This window comes from Frigoribacterium sp. CFBP 8751, assembly GCF_014841545.1.
GTDB lineage: Bacteria > Actinomycetota > Actinomycetes > Actinomycetales > Microbacteriaceae > Frigoribacterium.
This window is the reverse complement of the sequence record NZ_JACYUB010000002.1, coordinates 257,130-278,879: the sequence shown is the minus strand read 5'-3', so window position 1 is coordinate 278,879 and position 21,750 is coordinate 257,130. Positions and strand designations below refer to the sequence as shown.

At 71.7% G+C, this 21,750-nt stretch carries 20 protein-coding genes; 9 read left to right on the top strand and 11 right to left on the bottom strand.

What is annotated here, in order from left to right:
* The first annotated feature begins 2 nt into the window (after positions 1–2).
* Positions 3–1,295: a DUF58 domain-containing protein gene (locus tag IFT88_RS07130; RefSeq protein ID WP_192119723.1), complete on the top strand. Its 1,293-nt coding sequence runs from the start codon at positions 3–5 to the stop codon at positions 1,293–1,295.
* Positions 1,296–1,328: 33 nt separating this feature from the next.
* Here the strand turns inward: IFT88_RS07130 and IFT88_RS07125 are convergent, their stop codons facing one another.
* Positions 1,329–2,324 carry a stage II sporulation protein M gene (locus tag IFT88_RS07125; RefSeq protein ID WP_192119721.1) on the bottom strand — a complete coding sequence of 332 codons (996 nt, stop codon included), beginning with the start codon at positions 2,322–2,324 and terminating at the stop codon, positions 1,329–1,331.
* A gap of 18 nt (positions 2,325–2,342) precedes the next feature.
* Between IFT88_RS07125 and IFT88_RS07120 the strand changes: the two genes are divergently transcribed.
* On the top strand, positions 2,343–3,227 hold the full coding sequence (locus IFT88_RS07120; RefSeq protein ID WP_192119720.1) for an RDD family protein: 885 nt from the start codon (positions 2,343–2,345) through the stop codon (positions 3,225–3,227).
* Between the two features lie 40 nt (positions 3,228–3,267).
* Here the strand turns inward: IFT88_RS07120 and IFT88_RS07115 are convergent, their stop codons facing one another.
* The 3 genes from IFT88_RS07115 to IFT88_RS07105 all read right to left on the bottom strand — a co-directional run bounded on the left by IFT88_RS07115 (position 3,268) and on the right by IFT88_RS07105 (position 5,293).
* Complete coding sequence (locus IFT88_RS07115; protein ID WP_233568399.1) at positions 3,268–3,519, bottom strand: metal-sensitive transcriptional regulator; 252 nt, start codon at positions 3,517–3,519, stop codon at positions 3,268–3,270.
* 150 nt (positions 3,520–3,669) lie between these two features.
* Positions 3,670–5,091 (bottom strand): phosphomannomutase/phosphoglucomutase, encoded by a 1,422-nt coding sequence (locus IFT88_RS07110; RefSeq protein WP_192119719.1) that lies wholly within the window; start codon positions 5,089–5,091, stop codon positions 3,670–3,672.
* Entirely contained in the window at positions 5,081–5,293 is a 213-nt protein-coding gene (locus IFT88_RS07105) for a DUF3499 family protein (RefSeq protein WP_043594322.1), read from the bottom strand. Before IFT88_RS07105 ends, IFT88_RS07110 begins: the two co-directional genes overlap by 11 nt.
* A 71-nt stretch (positions 5,294–5,364) precedes the next feature.
* On the opposite strand from IFT88_RS07105, the gene IFT88_RS07100 reads away from it, so the two are divergent.
* Positions 5,365–5,814, top strand: coding sequence for a metallopeptidase family protein (locus IFT88_RS07100; protein WP_043594324.1), 450 nt, complete (start codon positions 5,365–5,367; stop codon positions 5,812–5,814).
* Between the two features lie 87 nt (positions 5,815–5,901).
* Here IFT88_RS07100 and IFT88_RS07095 read toward each other — a convergent pair whose 3' ends face one another.
* The 5 genes from IFT88_RS07095 to manA all read right to left on the bottom strand — a co-directional run bounded on the left by IFT88_RS07095 (position 5,902) and on the right by manA (position 13,038).
* Positions 5,902–7,317: a DUF5719 family protein gene (locus tag IFT88_RS07095; protein WP_192119717.1), complete on the bottom strand. Its 1,416-nt coding sequence runs from the start codon at positions 7,315–7,317 to the stop codon at positions 5,902–5,904.
* Entirely contained in the window at positions 7,310–10,141 is a 2,832-nt protein-coding gene (locus IFT88_RS07090; protein WP_043594328.1) for a glycosyltransferase family 2 protein, read from the bottom strand. Before IFT88_RS07090 ends, IFT88_RS07095 begins: the two co-directional genes overlap by 8 nt.
* 167 nt (positions 10,142–10,308) lie before the next feature.
* Positions 10,309–10,644, bottom strand: coding sequence for a WhiB family transcriptional regulator (locus tag IFT88_RS07085; RefSeq protein ID WP_167599050.1), 336 nt, complete (start codon positions 10,642–10,644; stop codon positions 10,309–10,311).
* A 185-nt stretch (positions 10,645–10,829) separates the two neighbouring features.
* Positions 10,830–11,789, bottom strand: a complete 960-nt coding sequence (gene galE / locus IFT88_RS07080; protein ID WP_043594330.1) for a UDP-glucose 4-epimerase GalE — start codon at positions 11,787–11,789, stop codon at positions 10,830–10,832.
* Between the two features lie 82 nt (positions 11,790–11,871).
* Complete coding sequence (gene manA / locus IFT88_RS07075; protein WP_137846615.1) at positions 11,872–13,038, bottom strand: mannose-6-phosphate isomerase, class I; 1,167 nt, start codon at positions 13,036–13,038, stop codon at positions 11,872–11,874.
* A gap of 154 nt (positions 13,039–13,192) precedes the next feature.
* On the opposite strand from manA, the gene IFT88_RS07070 reads away from it, so the two are divergent.
* From IFT88_RS07070 to IFT88_RS07060, 3 genes are all read left to right on the top strand, one after another.
* Entirely contained in the window at positions 13,193–14,389 is a 1,197-nt protein-coding gene (locus IFT88_RS07070; protein ID WP_137846616.1) for an acyl-CoA dehydrogenase family protein, read from the top strand.
* A 64-nt stretch (positions 14,390–14,453) separates the two neighbouring features.
* Positions 14,454–15,773: an O-antigen ligase family protein gene (locus tag IFT88_RS07065; protein ID WP_056225679.1), complete on the top strand. Its 1,320-nt coding sequence runs from the start codon at positions 14,454–14,456 to the stop codon at positions 15,771–15,773.
* Positions 15,770–17,089: a hypothetical protein gene (locus IFT88_RS07060; RefSeq protein WP_052505180.1), complete on the top strand. Its 1,320-nt coding sequence runs from the start codon at positions 15,770–15,772 to the stop codon at positions 17,087–17,089. The genes IFT88_RS07065 and IFT88_RS07060 overlap by 4 nt, the downstream gene beginning before the upstream one ends.
* A 64-nt stretch (positions 17,090–17,153) precedes the next feature.
* Here IFT88_RS07060 and IFT88_RS07055 read toward each other — a convergent pair whose 3' ends face one another.
* Together IFT88_RS07055 and IFT88_RS07050 are read right to left on the bottom strand one after the other, a co-directional pair.
* Positions 17,154–17,939, bottom strand: coding sequence for a polyprenol monophosphomannose synthase (locus IFT88_RS07055; RefSeq protein ID WP_192119715.1), 786 nt, complete (start codon positions 17,937–17,939; stop codon positions 17,154–17,156).
* A 106-nt stretch (positions 17,940–18,045) separates the two neighbouring features.
* Positions 18,046–19,497, bottom strand: a complete 1,452-nt coding sequence (locus IFT88_RS07050; protein ID WP_192119711.1) for a hypothetical protein — start codon at positions 19,495–19,497, stop codon at positions 18,046–18,048.
* 64 nt (positions 19,498–19,561) lie between these two features.
* Between IFT88_RS07050 and IFT88_RS07045 the strand changes: the two genes are divergently transcribed.
* Genes IFT88_RS07045 through IFT88_RS07035 form a run of 3 tightly spaced genes read left to right on the top strand, consistent with a single transcriptional unit; the run spans position 19,562 to position 21,743 of the window.
* On the top strand, positions 19,562–20,302 hold the full coding sequence (locus IFT88_RS07045; protein ID WP_192119710.1) for a glycosyltransferase family 2 protein: 741 nt from the start codon (positions 19,562–19,564) through the stop codon (positions 20,300–20,302).
* A complete protein-coding gene (locus IFT88_RS07040) occupies positions 20,299–20,706 on the top strand; it encodes a DUF2304 domain-containing protein (protein WP_192119707.1) in 408 nt (135 codons plus the stop codon). Before IFT88_RS07045 ends, IFT88_RS07040 begins: the two co-directional genes overlap by 4 nt.
* A gap of 29 nt (positions 20,707–20,735) precedes the next feature.
* Entirely contained in the window at positions 20,736–21,743 is a 1,008-nt protein-coding gene (locus IFT88_RS07035; RefSeq protein ID WP_342212096.1) for a glycosyltransferase family 2 protein, read from the top strand.
* The last annotated feature ends 7 nt before the right edge of the window (positions 21,744–21,750 follow it).

The following is a 21,750-nucleotide window of genomic DNA, read 5'->3' as shown; positions in this document are numbered from 1 at the left end:
CCATGGCGATCACCGGTTGGTTCGTCGCGCTCGTCGCGCTCGGCGTCGTGCCCGTCGTCGTCACGGGCAGCGGATGGGCGATCGTGGGGTGGCTCGGTGTCGTCACCGCGCTGACCGTGGTCGACGTGGCTCTCGCGGCATCGCCCCGGTCGCTCACGATCCGGCGCGAGCTGCCCGGGGCGATCCGCCTCGGCGAGAGCGCGCCCGCCCGGCTGACCGTCGTGAACGACGGTCGACGCACCCTGCGCGGACTCCTCCGGGACGCTTGGCAGCCGTCGGCCGGCGCCACCCCCACCCGCCGCCGTCTCTCCCTGCGGCCGGGAGGGGCCGCCACCCTCACGGTCACGCTGACCCCGTTCCGCCGGGGCGAACGCCGAGCCGGAGGCGTCACCGTCCGGACCGTCGGCCCCCTCCGGCTGGCCGGTCGCCAGGCGACGCACGAGGTGCCCGGCGCGGTGCGCGTCCTGCCGCGCTTCTCGTCGCGCAAGCACCTGCCCTCCCGTCTGGCCCGGCTGCGCGAGCTCGACGGCCGCACGAGCGTGATGATCCGCGGCCAGGGCACGGAGTTCGACAGCCTGCGCGAGTACGTGCGAGGGGACGACGTCCGTTCCATCGACTGGCGGGCGACCGCACGCCGCGACGACCTCGTCGTGCGCACCTGGCGACCGGAGCGCGACCGCCGTGTGGTCGTCGTGGTCGACACCGGGCGCACCTCGGCGGCCCGCATCGACGACGAGCCCCGGCTCGACACGGCCTTCGAGTCGGCCCTCCTGCTCGGGGCCCTGGCGTCGAGGGCCGGCGACCGGGTCGACGTCGTCCTCTTCGACCGCCGGGTCCGGGGCCGCGTCCAGGGCGCGACCGGGCCCGCCCTGCTGTCGTCGATGGTCGAGACGATGGCGCCGGTCGATCCCGAACTCGTCGAGACCGACTGGGCCGCCGTGCCGGCCCTCGTCCGGTCGGTGACGTCCCACCGGGCGCTTGTCGTTCTCGCGACGACGGTCGACAGCCCCGGTGCCTCACGGTCGATGCTCGCGGCGATCCCCCAACTCACCCGCCAGCACCTCGTCGTCGTGGCGTCGGTCACCGATCCGGCGCTCGACGAGACGGTCCTCCGACGCGGCACCCGCGACGAGGTCTACCGAGCGGCGTCGGCCGAACGCGCCCGGCTCGACCAGGGTCGTGTCGGTGCCGCCCTGCGTCAACTCGGCGCCGACGTCGTGACCGGCGCGCCGGCCGACCTTCCGCCGGCGCTCGCGGATCGGTATCTCGCGCTCAAAGCGGCCGGCCGCCTCTGACGCAGCGGAGGCGCCGGGGGCGATGCCGCGGGATCAGTCGGCGACGAGTTGCGTCGCCCCGGCCTCGAACTCGTCGAGGTCGCCTGTCTGTCCGGCCCGATGGGCCCGACCGCCGAGCAGCCACTGGTAGGCCAGGAAGCCGAGCAGGGCCACGGTGCCGATCCCGATCTTGATCGGCCACGGCCAGGCCTGCCGGGTGACGAACCCCTCGATGACGCCCGAGACCAGCAACGAGAGCGTCAGCCCGACCGCGATGGTCACGAGTGCGCGTCCGTCCTGGGCCAACGCCTGCCCCCGCGTGCGGGCACCGGGAGCCACCCAGGACCAGAAGATCAACAAGCCAGCCGCCCCGGCGACGAAGATGCTGTAGAGCTCGAGCTGGCCGTGCGGGGCGATGTACAGGAAGAACTGGTCCAACCGCCCCTGGTCGGCCATGAGCCCGGCCGAGATGCCGACGTTCATGGCGTTGCTGAGGATCGCGTACGGCACCCAGACCCCGGTGATCCCGAAGGCCACGCACTGGGCCGCGATGTACGCGTTGTTCGTCCACACCTGGCCGGTGAACGAGGTCGAGGCGCTCTCCGAGTAGTAGTTCACGAAGTCCTGCTCGGCGAACTGCCGACGGAACTCCTCGCTGCCGAACGAGGCCAGCAGCGCGGGCGTGTTCGCCGCCCAGACCGCGAACACCGCCGCGACGACGACGGTCACGAGCGTCAGCACGAGCGACAGCCACCGCACACGGTAGAGGGCGGCCGGCAGCTGCGCGACGAAGAAGGCGGGCAGCTGGCTGAACAGGTTGCGGCCCGCTCCCGTGAACCGCAGGCGTGCGCGCGACAGGGACATCGAGAGGCGGTCGGCCACCACCGAGTCACCGGTCGCCGTCCTCAGCGCGGACAGCTGCCCGGCTCCGGACTGGTACAGGCGCACGAGCTCGTCGGCCTCGGGTCCGCTCGGTCGGTTGCGTCGGGCGAGGCGGTCGAGCTCGGCCCAGTCGTGGCCGTGGGCGGCGGCGTAGGCGTCGATGTCCATTCTGCTTAGATACTAGGCATGTCCCGCACGAAGGCACGAGGCGCCTCCCCGGTGGTGTTGCGCCCCGACCAGGTCGAGGCCTTCGCGGCGGGTGGGGACGAGCTCGTCACGGGCGAGGCGGTGGCTCTCGACCTCCGGCCGACGAGCTTCGTGCTGCGAGCCGCCGGCGTGCTCATCGACTACCTGGCCTACGCCCTGTTGCTCGTCGGCGCGTTGCTGCTCGTCTCGCTGCTCAACGAGGGCGGGGTGCTGGACGACGCCCTGTCGCAGGCCTTCCTCGTCGCGTCGATCGCGATCTGCTTCATCGTCGTGCCGACGGTGGTCGAGACGGCGAGCCACGGTCGGTCCCTGGGCAAGCTCGCCGTGGGTGCGCGCATCGTCCGCACCGACGGAGGGGCGATCGGCCTGCGCCACGCCCTCACCCGGGCACTGGTGGGGCTGCTCGAGATCGTTCTGACCAGTGGCGGCCTGGCCGTCGTCGTCGCCCTGCTCAACGGGTCGTCCCGCCGCCTGGGCGACCTGATGGCCGGCACGTACAGTCGCAACGAGCGCGTGTCCAAGGCCGCTCACGTGGTCTACGGCGTGCCGTCCCACCTGCAGGGCTGGGCCGAGATCGCGGACGTCGGGCGCCTGACCGACGGCCTGGCCCGTCGCATCGCGTCGTTCCTGCAGCAGGCCCCGCAGCTCTCCCCCGCCAGTCGACGACGTGTCGCCGACGACCTCGCGGCCGAGGCGACGCCGTACGTCTCGCCCGTGCCGTCGGGCGATCCCGAGTTCCTCCTGGCCGGTGTCTCGGCGCTTCGTCGTCAACGCGAGTCCGCGGCCCTGGCTCGCGAGTCCGCCCTGCTCGACCGCCTCACCCCGGCCCTGACCGAGACCGTCCCGGGCTTCCCCCGGCGCTGATCGTCGTCGACGTCGTCGCGGCGAACCGTGGCCCGCAGGCTCACGACCGGACGAGCCTCGCGATCGCCGCGGACGCCTCGCGCACCTTGGCGTCCGCGACGTCGCCTCCCTCGCGGGCGGCCTGGGCGACGCAGTGGGCGAGGTGGTCCTCGAGCAGCTGGAGCGCCACGGTCTCGAGGGCACGAGTGGCCGCACTGACCTGGGTCAGCACGTCGATGCAGTACGTGTCGTCCTCGACCATCCGCTGGATGCCCCGCACCTGGCCCTCGGCGCGGCGCAGACGCTTGACGATCTGCTCTTTGTCGCCGCTGTAGCCGACGTGCGTCGTCGTCGCGTGATCACCCTGCTGCGCCACCCGCGCCTCCTGCCTGTGTCGTCCGGTCGCCAGGATACCCCCAGGGGGTAGCGAGCTCGGCTCCGCGGCCGCGGAGCCGGTCGACCGTCAGCCGCGGATCAGCCCGAGGACGTCGTCACGGACGCGCTCCATGCCACCGGGCGTCGCCGCCTCGGCGTTCAGGCGCAGCAGCGGCTCGGTGTTCGAGGGACGGACGCTGAACCACCAGAACCCGTCGTCGGACGTCCCGCTGACCGTGAGCCCGTCGAGTTCGTCGAAGTCGCCGACCCCGGCATAGGCCTCGACGATTCGCGCGTACGCCGCCGGCACGTCGGTGACGGTCGAGTTGATCTCGCCGCTCGCCGCGTACGGCGTGTACCGATCGGTCAAGGTCGAGAGCGGCTCGGTCTGCGCCCCGAACTCGGCCAGGACGTGCATGGCGGCCAACATGCCGTTGTCGGCGCTCCAGAAGTCGCGGAAGTAGTAGTGCGCCGAGTGCTCGCCGCCGAAGATCGCGCCGGTCGCTCGCATCTCGTCCTTGATCAACGAGTGGCCGACTCGGGTGCGCACCGGGGTCGCTCCGGCGGCCTCGATGGCCTCGGGCACCGCCCGCGACGTGATCAGGTTGTGGATCACCGAGATCTCGGCGTCGGGCTCGGCGGCGCGGACGCGGGCGATCTCGCGGACGGCGACGATCGCGGCCACGGCCGACGGGGTCACGGCGTCGCCCTTCTCGTCGACGACGAAGCAGCGGTCGGCGTCACCGTCGAACGCGAGGCCCAGGTCGGCCCCGTGCTCGAGGACGGCCTTCTGGAGGTCGACGAGGTTGGCGGGATCGAGGGGGTTCGCCTCGTGGTTCGGGAAGGTGCCGTCGAGCTCGAAGTACAACGGGATGATCTCGATCGGCAGCTTCGGCAGGCCCGCGGCCTCGCCCAGCACCGCCGGGACGGTGAGCCCGCCCATGCCGTTGCCCGCGTCGACGACGACCGTGATCGGCCGGATGCCGGACAGGTCGACCAGTCCACGCAGGTAGGCGGCGTAGTCGGGCAGCGCGTCGTGCTCTCGCACGGTGCCGGGTTCGGCGACGGCCTCGATGCCGTCGGCGAGGAACGAGGAGGCGCGGTCACGGATCGAGGACAGTCCCGTGTCGAGGCTGATGCCCTGGGCGCCGGCCCGGCTCATCTTGATGCCGTTGTAGGTGGCCGGATTGTGGCTCGCGGTGAACATGGCCGCCGGGGCGTCGAGCGAGCCTGAGGCGAAGTACGACTCGTCGGTGGAGCACAGGCCGAGTGCGACGACGTCGGCGCCCCGGGCGCGGGCACCCCGGGCGAAGGCCTCGGCGAAGCCGGGCGAGGAGTCGCGCATGTCGTGGCCGACGACCAGGTCGCGGCCGGCGCCCTCGATCTCGTCGGCGAAGGCCGCCCCGAACGCCTCGACCACCTCGTCGGTGAGTTGGCTGCCGACGAGCCCACGGACGTCGTAGGTCTTGACGAAGGCGGTCAGGTCGACGGGGGTGTTCTCAGAGGTCATGGCCCAAAACTACCCGGCGCAGGACCTGCCAGCCCTGCGGGACCGACAACGTGCCCGCGTGGCGGGCACAGAGGTCGTAACCGTGCGGCTCGACGCGGTCGCTCAGGGGACCGACGACGACCATCGAGTCGGCGTACACGTACGTCAGCGTCGCGACGGCCTCGTCGTGGCACGTCACCTTGCTGCAGGGTCGACCGTTCATCTGGCGGACAGACTATCGCGAGGTCCCCCGGGGGCCGACCCGCGCCTCCTCGGCGGGCCTACGATGGGCGGATGAGCAAGGCCCGCCGTGCACGCGTCACCGACCGGTCCCGTCGGCGCGACCGCCACGGCCGCGGATTGCGGTCGTCCGCCGCCGGGCCCCACCTGCCCTTCCTGCGCACGCGGGTCGACCTCTTCGACGACATCGTCGCCGCCACCGCCGACTACTTGCGTGAGGCGTGGCCCGACGAACTCGCCGACACGTCGTTCGAGGTCGCCGGCCTCCCCGCCGAACCCGACCGCACCCGCGTCGAACGCTGGTCGGTCGACCGGGCCGCCGGCCGGGTGGTGCTGTACCGCCTGCCGATCGAACGACTCGCTCCGTCGCACGACCGACGGGGTGCCGCCGAGGACGAGTGGAACCACCGCGTGCTCGTCGAGGGCTACGTGTTCCGGGCCGTGGCCGACCTGCTCGGCAAGGACCCGTGGGAGCTCGCGCCCGATCGCTGGCGCGACGGCTGAACCGGGCCCGTCCGGCGTCGGAGCAGGCCGGGACGTCCCGGGACACCCGAAGACACCCCGAACGCCCGCGGGACGGCGCCCACGTCGTCAGGGGTAGACGGTCACGGGCGTCGACGCCGGGAACGGCGAGGTCACCGGCCAGGCGGCGATGGCCGCGGGTGCCGAGAAGCTGACGCCCGCCCGCAGGCCGTCGGCGTCCTCGAGCCGGACGGCGTCGCCCGGGCCCACGTCGATGCCGACCGTCGACCCACCGGCCACCTCGACGTCCCGCTCGTCGCCGTCACCCACGGTGACCTTGGCCGTCACGGCGTCCTGATCCGGATTGGCGAGCCAGAGGCGTCCGCCCTCACCGTCGGGCACGACGGCCCCGGTGTCACCCGAGAGGCGCGGCGACGAGGCGGCCCAGCTGAGGTCCACGCCCCCCGCGTCGGCGGCGACGGCGGAGGTCCGGGCGGCCACGGCCACGGCCGTGGACGACCGCACGGTGGCGGTGTAGACGCCGTCCTCGAGCCCGTCGATGGGCACGTCGGTGACGCGTCCGCCCTCGACCCGGGTCTCGAACGTGGTGCCGGTGCCGTCGTCGGTGGCCAACGAGACGCTCAACTGCGCGGCGTCCTGGCCCGGGACGAGGACGCGCAGCACGGACTGGAGGTCGGAGGACGACGGGTCGGCCAGCGCACCCTCGAGGTTCGCCGAGTCGCGGACGACGATCCCCGTGACGACCGACTCGCGGGAGGGCGCGGCGGACCCGGTCACGATGTCCACGCCCCCGGGTTCGAGGGTCCGGACGACGCTCTGCTGGAGGGTGGCGACGATCTGCCCACCTCGACTCGTCACGTGGACGGCCGGCGAGACGAGTCCGGTGGCGAAGCCCGAGAGCGGCACCACCTTCTGGCTGCGGGGGGCGACCACGATCCCGTCGATTCCGGGGCCCTGCACCTCGCCGGTCTCGGACCGGATGTCGAGGTCGACGGTGGCGTTCACGTCGCTGGGGTTCACGAGGCTGATCAGCGAGACGCGCCCCGTCTCGGTCGAGCCGCCGATCAGCCACGTCGAGCTCGTGGGCTCGGTGCAGGGCGCCGAGGCGAAGCCGCGCAGGTCGCCCTCGTCGACCGACTGGCTCTGGGCCGCCGCGACGAGGGGCACGTCGGAACCCTCGACGGGCGCGGTGACCACGGACGGCCGCGAGTCACCGCCGTCGGCACCGGCGAGCTCGTCGACGTCGACGTCGCCCTCGCTCGACTGCCGGGCGACGGCGGCTCGACCGACCGAACTCGCGGTCGTGGCCTGCTGACCCTCGGCGTCCGAGAGCTGCAGCAGCGCCCCGGTGCAGACCCGTTGCTGGTCGACGGGCACCGGGGTCACGAGCTGACCCGCCGGCACCGTCTCGAACGACGGCAGGCGCACGACGGCGGCACCCCCGACGACCGCGGCGGCGACGGCGAGGCCGACGACGCCGACCGCCACGCGTCCCGTCGTGGAGAAGACCGATCGCTTATTCATCTCGCTCCTCGTCGAAGGTCGTGGCGGGCTGCTCGGCCTCGGGCGTCCCGGCCCGGGATCGACGTCGTCGCGGCGACGTCGGGATGGCGAGCAGAAGGGCGGAGCCGAAGACGAGTCCCCAGCTGATCAGGACGATCGGACGCAGCGGCCCGGCAGCCGGACGCGCGTCGCGCTCGTCCTGTGCCTCCACGTAGCGCCAGAGGAGGCCGTTGGACGTGTCGCCGACGGGCAGGAAGTCGGCGTCGGCGTCGAGCGCCTCGCCCGCGCGCTGGCCGAGACGGTCGGCGTCACCGTCGTCGTCGGTGGCCGTCAACAGCACGAACCCGACGCCGAGTCGACGCAGGTCGTCGGTCGGGTCGAAACCGCTGCGACTGACGAGGTTCCCGGCCAGGACGGTGAGGTCCTCGTTGACCGAGGTGAGGCGCTGGGCGGTCGAGTCGAGCGTCGACTGGTCGTCGAGCGTCGCTCCCTGCCCGTGTTCGAGCGACACGGCGAGCGAGCCGTCCGGCTGGGGTGTGAGGACCAACGTCCCGACGTCGGGCGTCGCCTCGGCCTCGGCCGTGACGTAGGCCGACAGGATGCGGCCCGAGCTCGGGCGGACGTCGGCCACGGGACCGAACGAGGCGACGACGGTGGGGGCCGCGGCCGCCAGCGCGAGAACGGCGACCAGGGCACCGGCCGGTGGGGCGACCCTGGGCAGCCGATCGAGGGTGACGGCCGCGGCGCCGACGAGTCCCAGCAGGTACAGGCTCAGTCCGCTGCCGGCCCAGATCGTGGTCGTCTCGCTGCCGACGCCCGTGATCGACACGTGGGTCGCGGCGACGGCGGTGAGGTAGCCGAGCAGGGCGAGTGCGAGGGCGGGGACCGCACGGCGCTGCGAGCCGACGAACGGTGAGGCCACGGCGAGCAGCGCCAACGGGGCGATCGCGACGGCGACCAGCACGGCGAGCGTGGCGGACGAGAAGCCCGTTCCGGCGATCAGGGCCGTCCAGCCGTTGAGACCCGTCTCGGGCGACGTGAGCAGCAGCTGCAGCGGCGACGCCGGGTCCGACCTCGTGGGCACCCCGGGGTCGGCGAACACGGCCCACCAGGTGCCCCGTTGCAGCTGCGTGACAACGAGCGGCGCGAAGAGGGCCACCGCGGGCAGGGGCACCGCGACGAGGCGATGGGTGCCGCGCGGGCGGCTGACGATCGATCCGAGCCAGCCGACGAGCAGGGCCGGGACGAGCGACGGTGCGGCGGCGGCGACGACGGCGAACAGCAAGGAGGCGGTGGCCCCGGCCGTCCACGACCTCGCGGCCCCGATCATGGCCCAGACCAGGAACGGCAGCGCCACGTGCGCGAGGACGGCACCCAGGTGGCCGGACTGGAGCCCCGAGAGCAGCGGTGACGAGAGCGCGTAGAGGGCGGCGGCGACGGCGGGCACCCAGCTCCGGCGGGTGACGCGGCGGGTGGCGAACCAGGCCCCGAGCGCGGAGAGCGGCAGGGCCACGACGTAGACCCCCACGACCACGGTCGACGGCGACCAGGGCGTCAGGCTGCCGAGGACGGCGACGAGAGCGGCGAACGGGTCGGAGGGCCCGAGGAACCCGGTGCCGATCTCGCGCCAGCCGTAGCCGACCGACGACCACAGCTGACCCACGGAGGTGCTGAGCGGCAGGAGCCCGCCACCCGTCACGGCCGGGTTGCCGAGCAGAGGCAGGAACGCGACCACGCCCACGACGGCGGCGACCAGGACGACCCAGAGACCGCCCGAGTGGACGAAGCTGGCCCGCGGATCGGGCGCGTCCTCGACGACGGCGACCTGGGCGTCCCGCTCGGTGACGCGTCGTTCTCGCAACAGTGCGCGCGACGCCCGCAGGGGCTCGACCGAGCTCCAACCGACGCTCTTGGTCCGGGCGAGGGCCCGGCGGGCGGCCCGCACGTGCGAGCCGCCGAAGGCAGCCCGGAACGCGGTGGCGAACTCGCCCACCACGGCTCCGGGGTTCTTGGTGAGGAGGTGCCACACGCTGCGCACGACCGCCAGCGGCACGAGGCTGAGCCAGTGCAGCGGCAAGAGGACGGCTGCCGAGTAGACGAGGCGCCGGTGCAGTTGGGCCGCGCGGTGGAGGCGCGCCCGACGCGCGTGACCGACGGGTCCGTGGCCGAACTCCTCGGGCGGTCCGGCGCTGTCGACCTTCGCATCGGGCACCAGCACCACGCGATGACCGGCGAGACGGGCACGGATCGAGAAGTCGAGCGCTGCGTCGACGTGCGGCAGCGCGGGATCGAAGCCGCCCAGCGCGGTCCAGACGGTGCGACGGACGAGCATGCCGCCCGCCGCGACGCCGAGCACGTCGTCGGTGACGTCGTGCTGGCCCTGGTCGAGCTCGTTCTCGACGCGGGCGAGCGACGCGCCGTACCGGGTGACGGTCTCGCCGAACTCGGCGATGACGCCGGGCTGGCCCCATCGCATCAACTTGGGCCCCGCGACCGCCACGGACGGCGACACCTCGACGGTCGTCATGAGGTGCTCGAGCGCCTCGGGTGCGGGCGCGTTGTCGTGGCCGAGCAGCCAGACCCATTCGTCGGGGTCGCCGTCGCCCGGGTCGGAGAGCCGGACGCCATGCGCGGCAGCGGCGCCGAACGTCTTGGCATCGGGCAGCGAGGCAAGCTGGGCGGCGCCGCTGAGCGAGAGCCGGCCCGCGGCCGAGTCCTTGCCGCCGGTGTCGACCACCACCAGCGCCTCGGGGGGCCGCGTCTGACGCGACAGCCCGTCGAGGGTTCGGTCGAGGTAGGTCGCTCCACCAGGGGCGACGAGGATCGCTGTGACTCTCGGCTGCATGACTCGTGCAGCCTAGGTCGCACCGACGCGGGCACCGGCTCGGCGCGCCGACGCGACGAGCGAGACGTGGCGACCCGCGCCTCCTGGTCCTCTCGACCCCGGCCCGGGACGACGAAACGGCACCGACCCGGAGGGGTCGATGCCGTCGAGAGCCGAGGAGGCGCGGGTCAGGCCCGCTTGCGGAGCTTGCGACGCTCGCGCTCGGACAGCCCGCCCCAGATGCCGAATCGCTCGTCGTTCTGCAGGGCGTACTCGAGGCACTGGGCCCGGACGTCGCAGGAGGCGCAGATCTTCTTGGCGTCCCGCGTGGAGCCGCCCTTCTCGGGGAAGAAGGCCTCGGGGTCGGTCTGGGCGCAGAGCGAGTCCGCCTGCCAGGCCAGCTGGTTCTCGTCGTCGGCGACGGTGGTTCGCGACGCCGACGATCCGACGCCGGGGACGCCCAGCTGGATCGGGTCGACGTGCCAGTCGTCCGGGACGCCGGCGCGGTTCTCGTGGATGCCCACAGCGCATCTCCCCTCGTGTCGATCGCCCGTGAATGTACGCGACAAGGTAATTACACCGGTGTCATTACCCATCCGTCAAGTCGAGGGCCAATAAACCCTCCACCCCCCGATCAGGGGCAAGGGGGCCCCGGCGTGTCGGGGGACGTTTCGGCAGGAACGGGTGATGTCGTGCGCGGAGTCGTGCGTCAGCCGCGAGGCGCGGCCTGCCAGGCGCTCGTGACCATCTCGAGCAGCGTGTGCCGCATCTCCCAGTCGAGGTCGCGCGCGGCCAGGCTGCCGTCCGCGACGATGCGGTCGGGGTCGCCGGGGCGACGCGGAGCGATCTCGGGGGTGAAGTCGATGCCGGTGCCCTCGCGCATCGCGGCCATGATCTCGGCGACGGAGACTCCCCCGCCCGAACCGAGGTTGTAGGCGGGCTCGACGGGCGCGCCGGCGTCCAGTCGCCGAGCCGCGGCGACGTGCGAGACCGCCAGGTCGGCGACGTGGACGTAGTCCCGGACGCAGGTGCCGTCGGGGGTGTCGTAGTCGTCGCCGTTGATCCGCGGGACGCGTCCCTCGGCGAGAGCCGCGAACACGAGCGGGAAGAGGTTGTGCGGGCTGGCGTCCCAGAGGTCGGGTCGGCCCGAGCCCACGACGTTGAAGTAGCGCAGGCTCGTGTGGCGCAGCCCCTCGGCCACGGCCTGGTCGCGCAGCAGCCACTCGCCGATCAGCTTGCTCTCGCCGTACGGCGACGCGGGCGCCTTGGGCGTGTCCTCGGTGACGAGTTCGGTCGGCGGCGTGCCGTAGACGGCAGCGCTCGACGAGAACACGATGCGGTCGACGCCGCGGCTCGACATGGCCTCGAGGAGGCGGGCCGTCCCGGTGACGTTCTGGTCGTAGGTGTGCAGCGGACGCTGGACCGAGACCCCGGCGTACTTGTATCCCGCGACGTGGACGACGCCCGTGACGCCGTGACGGTCGATGGTCTGCTCGATCAGCTCGCGGTCGAGGATCGAGCCCCGGACGAACGGAACGCCGGCGGGCACGAACCCCTCGAGGCCTGACGAGAGGTCGTCGAGCACCACCGCGTCGATGCCCGCCCCCGTGAACTCGCGGACGACGTGAGAACCGATGTACCCGGCACCGCCGGTGACCAACCATGACATGGGGCCAACCTACCGGGTGCCCGACGGGTGGCGGCCCGCCCGGCACGGGCCGCGCGGGGCGGTCGGCGGCCCCGCCCCCGACTCAGGCCGGCGTGGCCACGTACGCGGTCCCGTCGCCGGTCATCGCGAGCCGGACCTCGTCGGGCGTCACGAACGCGGACTCACCACGGCCGAGCCGGATGGTGCCGTCCTGCCCCTTGACGTGGACCTCGCCGTCCGTGACCAGGACGATGCTCGGCCCGCCGATCTCGACGACGGCCCCGGGTCCCGAGGCGTCGACCCGCAACAGGGCGAAGGCCGTGCCGCCGGGGGCGAAGCGCTCGACCCCACGGGCGACCGGGACGGGCTCGAGGCGAGGCACCGGCAGGGGTTCGAAGTCGAGGACCTTCAGCAGTTCGGGGACGTCGACGTGCTTCGGCGTCAACCCGCCACGCAGAACGTTGTCGGACGGGGCCATGAGCTCGACGCCGAAGCCACCCAGGTAGGCGTGCACGTTGCCGGCGGGCAGGAACAGGGCCTCGCCGGCCCGCAGCGTCACCCGGTTCAGCAACAGCGAGAGCACGACGCCGGGGTCGCCCGGGTAGCGCTCGGCCAGGTCCACGACCGTCGCGACGCTGGCGCCCTCGGCCCGGTGGGCGGCGGCGAGCTCGCTGACCGCGGCGATGGTCGCGGCCGACTCGTCGTCGGCCCGGAAGAGGAACGCGAGGGTCGAGCGGAGGGACTCGCCCAGGTGGTGACGGAGCCGGTCGAGGCGCCCCGAGCCGTCGTCGAGCAGGTCGACGTCGGCCAGGGTCTCGGCTGGCTCGCGGAACCCGCAGAGGGCGTCGAAGGTGTCGCTCAGGGCCACGATGATCTCGGGCTTGGCGGAGGAGTCCTTGTAGTTGCGCTCGGGGGCGTCGAGCGGGACGCCGGCGGCGTCCTCGCGAGCGAACCCCTCGCGGGCCTGCTCGGGGGTCGGGTGCGCCTGGATCGACAGCGGTCCGTCGGCCGCGAGCAGCTTGAGCAGGAACGGCAGGTGGTCCCGGTCGCGACCGAGGGCCCGGCCCGGCTCCGCGGCGAACCAGTCGGCGAGGGTGTCGGCACCGCCCACCACCGCCGGGGCCACCACGACGCTCGGCGAGCCCGGGTGCGCGCCCAGCCAGAGCTCGGCCTCGGGGCGGCCGCTCGGTCGACGACCGAGCAGGTCGGCGATGGCCGTCGTCGAACCCCAGGCGTAGTCGCGGGGCGTGTTGGTGATGGCGAGGAACATGGCTTTACCTGCTTGTCGAGGTCGTGCTTGGTCGCCCCCTACAAAGCCGTACGGTCGACGACGCCGGGGCGTTGACCAAAGCTACCAATCCCTTGGTCACGGCCGGGGCGCTGCCTAGGCTCCTGTCGTCCCGACACGAAGCAATGGAGCACGGATGTCATCAGCGACCCTCACCTCGTTCACCTCTCTCGTCAGCGACTTCTACGGCTACGAAGACCTGCTCTCCGACCGCGAGAAGGGTGTGCTGGCCGACCTGCGCCGCTACCTCGAGACCGAGGTCAAGCCCGGCGTGAACCGCCACTGGGCGGACGCGACCTTCCCGCACGAGATCGTCAAGGGCCTCGCCGGCCTCGGCCTGTTCGGCATGCCGTGGGAAGAGACGCGCCCGTTCGAGAACTCCGCCGTCTTCCGCGGCTGGGTCGCCCTCGAGCTCGCCCGTGTCGACGCGTCCGTCGCGACCTTCGTCGGCGTGCAGAACGGCCTCGCCATGGGCTCGATCGGCGTCGGTGGTTCGCCCGAGCAGCGCGCCGAGTGGCTGCCCCGCATGGCGAGCGGCGACCTGGTGGGCGCCTTCGGCCTGACCGAGCCGTTGTCGGGGTCCGACTCGGCCCAGGGCCTCCGCACGATCGCCACGCGTGACGGCGACGACTGGGTGCTGAACGGCTCCAAGCGGTGGATCGGCAACGCCACGTTCAGCGACATCACGATCATCTGGGCCAAGAGCGCCGAGGACGGCCAGGTCAAGGGCTTCATCGTCCCCACCGACACCGCGGGCTACACGGCGACCAAGATCGAGGACAAGCAGAGCCTCCGCATCGTCCAGAACGCCGACATCACCCTCGAGGACGTCCGCGTGCCCGAGCGCAACCGGCTTCAGCAGGCCGACTCGTTCCGCAGCACGGCGGCCGTGCTGCGCCTCACCCGGGCCGAGGTCGCCTGGGCGGCCGTGGGCAACTCCATCGGCGCGTACGAGGCCGCCCTGGCGTACGCCAACGAGCGCGTGCAGTTCGGCAAGCCGATCGCCAAGCACCAGCTGATCCAGGACCTGCTGGTCAAGTGCATCGGCAACATCACCGCGTCGATCGGCATGGTGGTGCGCTGCTCTCAGATGCTCGACGAGGGCACCCAGCGCGACGAGCACGCCTCGCTCGCCAAGGCGTTCACCACGGCGCGCATGCGCGAGACGGTCGGGTACGCCCGCGAGGTCATGGGCGGGAACGGCATCGTGCTGGACTACGACGTGGCCCGGTTCTTCGCCGACGCCGAGGCGCTCTACAGCTACGAGGGCACCCGCGAGATGAACACCCTCATCGTGGGCCGCAGCATCACGGGCCAGGCAGCCTTCGTCTGATCCGACGGGCGGGGTGGCCCCCGGTCGCCCCGCCGCGCCTCCCCCGTCGTCTAGCCTGGTGCCCATGACCTCGACGCTGCCCGCGCGCCCCGCCCGAACGGCGCCGGCACGCGGAGCCACGACGTTCGCGACGCTCGCGTTCCTCGTGCTCTTCGGTGGCGACGTCCTGCGCAACGGCACCGGCTGGTGGGGCTGGGGGGCGACCTGCGTCGCGATGGTGGTCGCGGCGGTCGTCCTCGTCGTGCGGCACCCACCCCGGGTGCGGACCCTCCCGCGCCTCCTCGTCCTCTTCCTGGTCTTCGCCGTCGCCTCGATCGCGTGGTCCCAGTACCCGGCCGGGTCGGCGATCGGCATCGTCCTCACGTTGATGACGAGCGTGGGCGCCCTGGCGATCACCGTCGTCGCCCCGTGGCCGGCCATCGTGGCCGCTCTCGGACGAGCGCTACGCATCCACGTCGTGGCCTCCCTGCTGTTCGAGGTCGTCGTCGGGCTGTTCGTCCGGCAGCCGGTCTGCCCGGTCTACCTGGACTGCACGGGGCGGCCGGCGGCGTGGTTCTGGTCGCGCGACGTGTTGTTCGAGGGCGGACGCATCCAGGGACTGCAGGGCAACAGCAACATCCTGGCGATCATCGCCTTGCTCGCCCTCATCGTCACGGCCGTCCAGGCGGCGGACCGGTCGATCACCCGCGGCTCGACGGTCGTCGGGCTCGCCGCCGCGCTGCTGGCGCTCGCGCTGACCCGGTCGGCGACGGTCGCGGTGGTCGCGGTCGCCGTCGGCCTCGTCCTGCTGCTGGTGCTGGCGACCCGCCGTCGCGAGCCCGGTCGCCGCGCCCCCGTCTTCGGTGCGGCAGCGTTCGTCGTCGTCGTGGGTGTCGCCGTCGCCGTGTTCGCCCGCGGCCCCCTCCTCGCGGTGCTCGGCAAGAGCGGCGACCTGACGGGCCGCACCGACATCTGGTCGGCCGTCTACGACCTCGGCGTCCAACACCCCGTCGTGGGCTGGGGTTGGGTCAGCTACTGGTTCCCGTTCGTCGAACCGTTCAGCGACCTCGCCGAGCGCAACGGCGTCGTGTACCTGCAGGCGCACGACGCGTACCTCGACGTCTGGTTCCAGCTGGGCTGGATCGGCCTCGCGTTGTTCGGGCTCACGATCGTCGGCGTCGTCCTGAGATCGTGGTGGTGGGCCGTCGACCGGCGCATGCTCTCGCGCGAGGTCGCGGCCCCGTGGTCGGCCCTCGACCTCCTGCCGCTGCTGCTCGTGACGGCTCTGCTCGTCCACGGCGTGACCGAGTCCCGGCTGATCGTCGAGTGGGGCTGGGCCACGTTCGTGGTCGTCGTGCTCGTGACGCGCCGCGATCCCTTCGGCTGGACGGGCCACGACCGGTGACCTCCGGCCACGGCCACGGGTTCGACCACAGCCGCGATCCCCTGCGCCGGTACCTCTCGGCCTGGATCGGTTTCTCGGCCGGCGGGCACTTCTCGCAGGCCCTCTCGGTCGCCATCGTGCTCTACGCGTTCTCGACCCAGACGGTCCGGGCCTTGATGGGGTGGCCGGGCTCGCTCGCCGTCCTCGGCACCCTCGTCGTCCTCGCGGCCCTCTCCCTCGTCGGCGGTCGGCACCACATCGAGTGGCACGGCATCCTGCCCGTGTCACTGATCGCCCTCTTCGGGTTCATGGGCCTCAGCGTCTTCTGGAGCGACTACACCTGGGTCACCGTCGGCGGAGTCGCCTACGCCGTCGGGTTCGGCGCCCTGGGGCTCTACCTCGCCCTGGGACGCGACCTGGTCCAGGTCGTGCGGGCCTTCGGCGACGCCCTGCGCATCCTGCTCGTCGTCTCACTCTCCCTCGAGGTGCTGAGCGGGCTGCTCATCGACCAGCCGATCGCGTTCCTGGGCATCCAGGGCAACCTCGCCGCGGGCGGGCCCATCCAGGGCATCTCGGGCACCCGCAACTACCTGGGGTTCCTGGCGACGCTTGCCGTCATCACCTTCGCCGTCGAGTTCCTCACCCGGTCCGTCCCGCGACGTCAGGCCGTGGCCTCGGGCGTGCTCGCCCTCACGGCGCTCGGCTTCGCCCGCTCCCCCGCGACGGCGATCGCGGTCATCGTCCTCGTCGTGGCGGGCGTGGCGCTCGACGCGCTGCGGCGGGCCCCCGAGTCGAGACGGTCGCTCATGCAGTCGGTCTTCGCGGTGATCGTGGTGCTGGGGGGCGCGCTGGCCTATGCGGGCCGCTCGCGCCTCCTCGATGCCGTCGACGCCACGAACGACCTGTCGGTCCGGTCACTGCTCTGGGCTCGCATCCGCGAACTGGCCGCGGTACACGACATCGTCGGCTGGGGCTTCGTCGGGCAGTGGCCGACCGAGATCTTCCCCTACTCGACGATCATCGCCCCGAACGGCCGGCCACACGAGACCGGCCTGAACGCGTTCTTCGACATCTGGTTGCAACTGGGCCTCGTGGGGGGCCTGCTGCTCGTCGTGGCCGGCACCCTCGCGTTCGTGCGCAGCTGGATCACGGCCTCGGGCCACCCGATCGTGGCCTACGTCTGGCCGGCTCTCGTGCTGGTGCTGATCGGGGTGACGGCCGTCGCCGAGAGCTTCGTGCTCTTCGAGGGCACCCTCATGACCTTCGTCGCCATCGCGACGATCGCGGCCCGCAAGCGGTCCTGGCGCTCACGGCTGCCGCAGGCGGCCGGCCGGTAGGAGGCGCGGGTCGGGTCGGTCACCCCGACGCCGACCGCGAACGGCTCCGGTGCCCCGGTCGGGGTCAGTCCTCGACGACCCAGCGGGGCCCGGGGCGCTTGCCCAGCAGGGTCTGCAGGCGGCGCTGGACACCCCACTTCGTCACCCGGAGCATGGCCTCGACGACGATGGCCTGGCTCATCTTGGACTCGCCGAGCTCGCGTTCGCGGAACTCGATGGGTACCTCGACGACCCGGCCGCCGGCGTCGAGGACGCGGAGCGTCATGTCGACCTGGAAGCAGTAGCCCTTCGAGTCGATGCCGGTGAGGTCCATCGCCTCGAGGGCCTGGCGGGTGTAGGCGCGGAACCCGGCCGTGACGTCCTTGAGCTGGAGGCCGAGGGCGAGACGCGCGTAGAGGTTGCCGCCGCGGCTGAGGACCTGGCGGGAGACCGGCCAGTTGACGACCGAACCACCCGGGACCCACCGCGAGCCGATCGCGAGGCTCGGGGCGGACGTACCGGCCGCGCTGACGAGCGAGATCATCTCGGGCAGCTTCTCGGGCGGGTGCGAACCGTCGGCGTCCATCTCGATGACGACGTCGTAATCGCGCTCGAGGCCCCAGCCGAAGCCCATGACGTAGGCGGAGCCGAGCCCGAGCTTGCCGGTGCGGTGTGCCACGTGGATGCGCTCGTCGTCCGCGGCCATCGTCTCGGCGAGCTCGCCCGTGCCATCCGGGCTGCCGTCGTCGACCACGAGGACGTGGACCTCGGGGACGGCGGCGAAGAGTCGACCCAGGATGATCGGGAGGTTCTCGACCTCGTCGTAGGTGGGGAGGACGACGAGGGCGCCGGCGCCGGTGATGGTGTTCAAGAGGACTCCGGGAGCTGCGGGGCCGTGCGGACGACGGGAGGGAAGAGGCTGTGCCAAGGGACGTCCCCGATCCTAACGGTCGGCCACGACAGACCGGCCACCCCCGTCACGACGAGAAGAGGGTGACCACGGCCAGCGGGGCCGCGAGGGCGAGGAGGAAGCGCCCCACCAGCCGTCGCTTCGCCAAGAACACCCCCGTGAGCAGGACGTAGGCCGGCAGCAGGCTGAGACCGTACCGAGCCGGGAGAGGGAAGTAGTACCCCTCCGAGGCGCTGACGCCGAGCACGAGGAGAGGACCGAGCAAGAGCGAGATGACGATGGCGGACCATGCCAGGAGCCACGGCAGGCCGAAGGTCCGGGCGGTCAGGGCGAGGGCCAGGAGACCTGCCAGGGTCAAGACCCAGAGGAACATCCCGGCGAACGAGATCGCCGCCCCGTTGGCTGCGGCGGTGGGATCGAGGGGAACTCCGCCCAGGAACTTGAAGGCCTCGGCGACCAGGGCCCGTGCGGAGAGAGGCGATCCCGTCGCCTGATCGGGCGAGGGTCCCGTGGAGATGGACTGACGCACGACGATCCATGCGGCCTGTCCGAGGATCGACAGCACACCGGCCACGATCGCCAGGACGACGAACCGGAGGGGCGACGCCCGCCTGACCTCCGACACGGTGGTCGCGGTCGCCACGGTGACTTCGGCGGCCTCGGTCGAGTCCGTTCTCCCAGCCGTCGGAGCGCTGCCCGCGCGGGACAGGCCCCGGCGACGTTCCACCATGCCGAGGATGCCGCTCGCCAACAGGGCCAGACACGCGAATCCCACGACGGCGACGTTCTGGACCTTGAACAAGACGGCGAGGACGGCGAGCACGACCAAGACGACGCTTCCCGAACGGCCTTGCAGGAGCCGGATCGTGACGAGGAGGATGGCACCACCGAAGAACATGGCCGGGGCGTCGGTGCTCACGTATGTCGAGGACCAGAACGCCGCCGGGGAGGCCGCGACGAGCAGCCCGAGGGCGAGTGCGAGCGCGCGAGGCATGGCCATCCGTCTGGAAGCTGCGTAGAGGAAGAGGAGCGCTCCTGCCAACCAGAAGAAACCCACGTACGATCCGGCGTCGAGGAGGTCGCCGACGCCCAGCCACCGGATCGGCTGGGCGACCGCCCACGTCACCGCGAAATAGGCCGGTGTGTAGATGTCCGCCGACGTCTTGCCCCCGAAGGGGAAGTCTCCGTCGGGCAGGTCCCCTGCGACCGGGCACTCCGCGGCGACCGGTTCGATGTAGAGCATCACACCACGGCACTTGACGAGCGAGCGGGCGTAGTCGCCGGTGTCCTCGCCTTGACGGACCACGCCCTCGGTGGGGATCTTCGCGAGGTAGTCGCTGTAGACGAACTCGTCGATGGGTGAGATCTGTTCGTTCTGCGGCACATGGACGAGGACCGTCACGAAGGCGAACAGGACGAGCAGGAGCGGGGCCCCGAAGCGTCGGAGAGCCGCCCGGAGGCGGCCGCCCGCGCCTCGCTCGCCTTGCTCGGACACACGACTGCCACGATCCCTGTTCACGGAGCCACCCTACCGACCGGCCCGGGTCCCTTCGAGCCGACGAGCTCGACGCTAGGATCCGACCATGTCCTCCGACCTGGCGCAGACCCTCATCGTCATGCCCGCTTTCAACGAGGAGGCGGCCGTCGCCGGGGTCGTCGCCGAGGTCTTCGCGAAGCTTCCGGGCGCGACCGTCCTCGTCGTCAACGACGGCTCCCGAGACTCCACGGTGGCGCAAGCGTCCTCCGCGGGCGCGACGGTCATCGATCTGCCGTTTAACCTCGGAGTCGGCGGTGCCATGCGCGCGGGGTTCAAGTACGCCCAAGCACACGGGTTCCGTTACGTGGTCCAGGTCGATTCGGACGGCCAACACGACCCGGACGGAGTCCCCAGCATCCTCGCCGCCCTCCGGAGCCACGACGTGGCCATCGGGGCCCGCTTCGCGGGGCAGGGTGACTACGAGGTCCGAGGTCCTCGCAAGTGGGCGATGAAGGTCCTCGCCTCGGTGATCGGACGCATCGCCCGGACGCGTCTCACCGACACCACCTCGGGATTCCGGGGTGCCGGCCCTCGGGCGATCGCCATCTTCGCCGAACACTATCCGGCGGAGTACCTCGGTGACACGGTCGAGTCGCTCGTCCTGGCTGCTCGCGCCGGTTGCACGATCACACAGGTCCCCGTCTCGATGAGGTCACGCGCGGGAGGCACGCCCTCGCACAACCCCGGAAAGGCTGCCGTCTACCTGGGCCGGGCAGCGCTCGCCCTCGTCATCGCACTCTGGCGGCCACCCATCACCCTTCGACACGAGATGACCACCCAGCCATGAGCATCACAACCTACGTATTCGGAATCGTCTCGGCCGCCCTGGTCCTGGGCGTCGTCTTCGAGATGCTCCGGCGCCGAAGGGTCCGTGAGAGACACGCCCTCTGGTGGATCTTCGCGGGTGTGCTGGCACTCGTCGTGGCCGTCTTCCCGGTGCTGCTCGAGAACCTGGCGCTTGCCCTCGGCATCAGCGTTCCGACCAACCTCGGTTTCTTCCTCGCCCTGGTCATCCTGTTCCTCGTCTCAGTCCAGTCGAGCGCCGAGCTGACGGTTCTCGAAGAGAAGAGTCGGACTCTGGCGGAACACGTCGCACTGCAGGACGAACGCATCCGGCGTCTCGAAGCGGTCCACCACACCCGGGGCGCGCACGACGTCAGAACTGCCGGGACAGACGAGGCGACACGATGAGCGATGCGGCGAGGACCGAAGGTCGAAGCGTGTCCGTCGTGATGCTGGCGTACGGCGACGAACCCTTCCTCGCCGACGCGGTCCGGAGCGTCCTCGCGAGTCAGCCCCCGGTGAAGCAGCTCGTGCTCGTCGACAACGGGTGCACGAGTGACGCCGTCACCGACCTGCCTGGCGATTCTCGCCTGGTCATCGTCCGCCCCCACGAGAACCTGGGTTTCGCGGGCGGGGTGAACTTCGGCGTGCGTCACGTCGCCCCCTGCACGTTCATCGGCCTGGTCAACTCGGATGCCGAGGTGGCGCCGAACGCACTCGAGCACCTGGTCGACGTGGCCGAGCGACCCGGTGTGGGCATCGCCAGTGGAAGCATTCGACTGGCCGAATCCCCCGACACCATCAACACCGTCGGGAACCCTGTGCACGTGACCGGGTTGAGTTGGGCCGGTGGCCTCGGGTCTCTCGCGAGCGAACACACGGCGGAACGGGACGTCACCTCCGCCTCGGGTGCCGCCCTGGTCCTCAGCCGCGATCTGTGGGATCGGCTCGGCGGTTTCGACGACATGTACTTCGCCTATCACGAGGACGTCGATCTGAGTTGGCGGACGTGGCAACAGGGGCTCAGGGTCGTCTACGTCCCCGAGGCAGTCGTCGTCCACCACTACGAGTTCAGCCGGAACTCGCTCAAGATGTACCTCCTCGAGAAGAACCGGCTCATCTTCGTCAAGACCCTCTACGGGAAGCGCCTGCGAGTCGCGACGTGGCTACCCGTCACCGCTCTGGACGTGGCGCTGACCGTCGTCGCGAAGGCGCAGGGCTGGGGGCCCGAGAAGAAGCGCGCGAAGAAGTGGATCCGCGACAACCGTGCGTGGATCACACGGCGCCGACGCGAGGTCCAGGATGCGAGGGTCGTCGACGACTCTCGCATGGCGGAACTCCTGACCGCGCGACTCGACCAGCAGGTCTTCCCGCTGCCCCCCGGTGCGGCGGTCCTGCAGTTCGCCATGTCTCTCTACTGGCGTGCCGTCCGCATCTTCGTCTGAGAGGCGC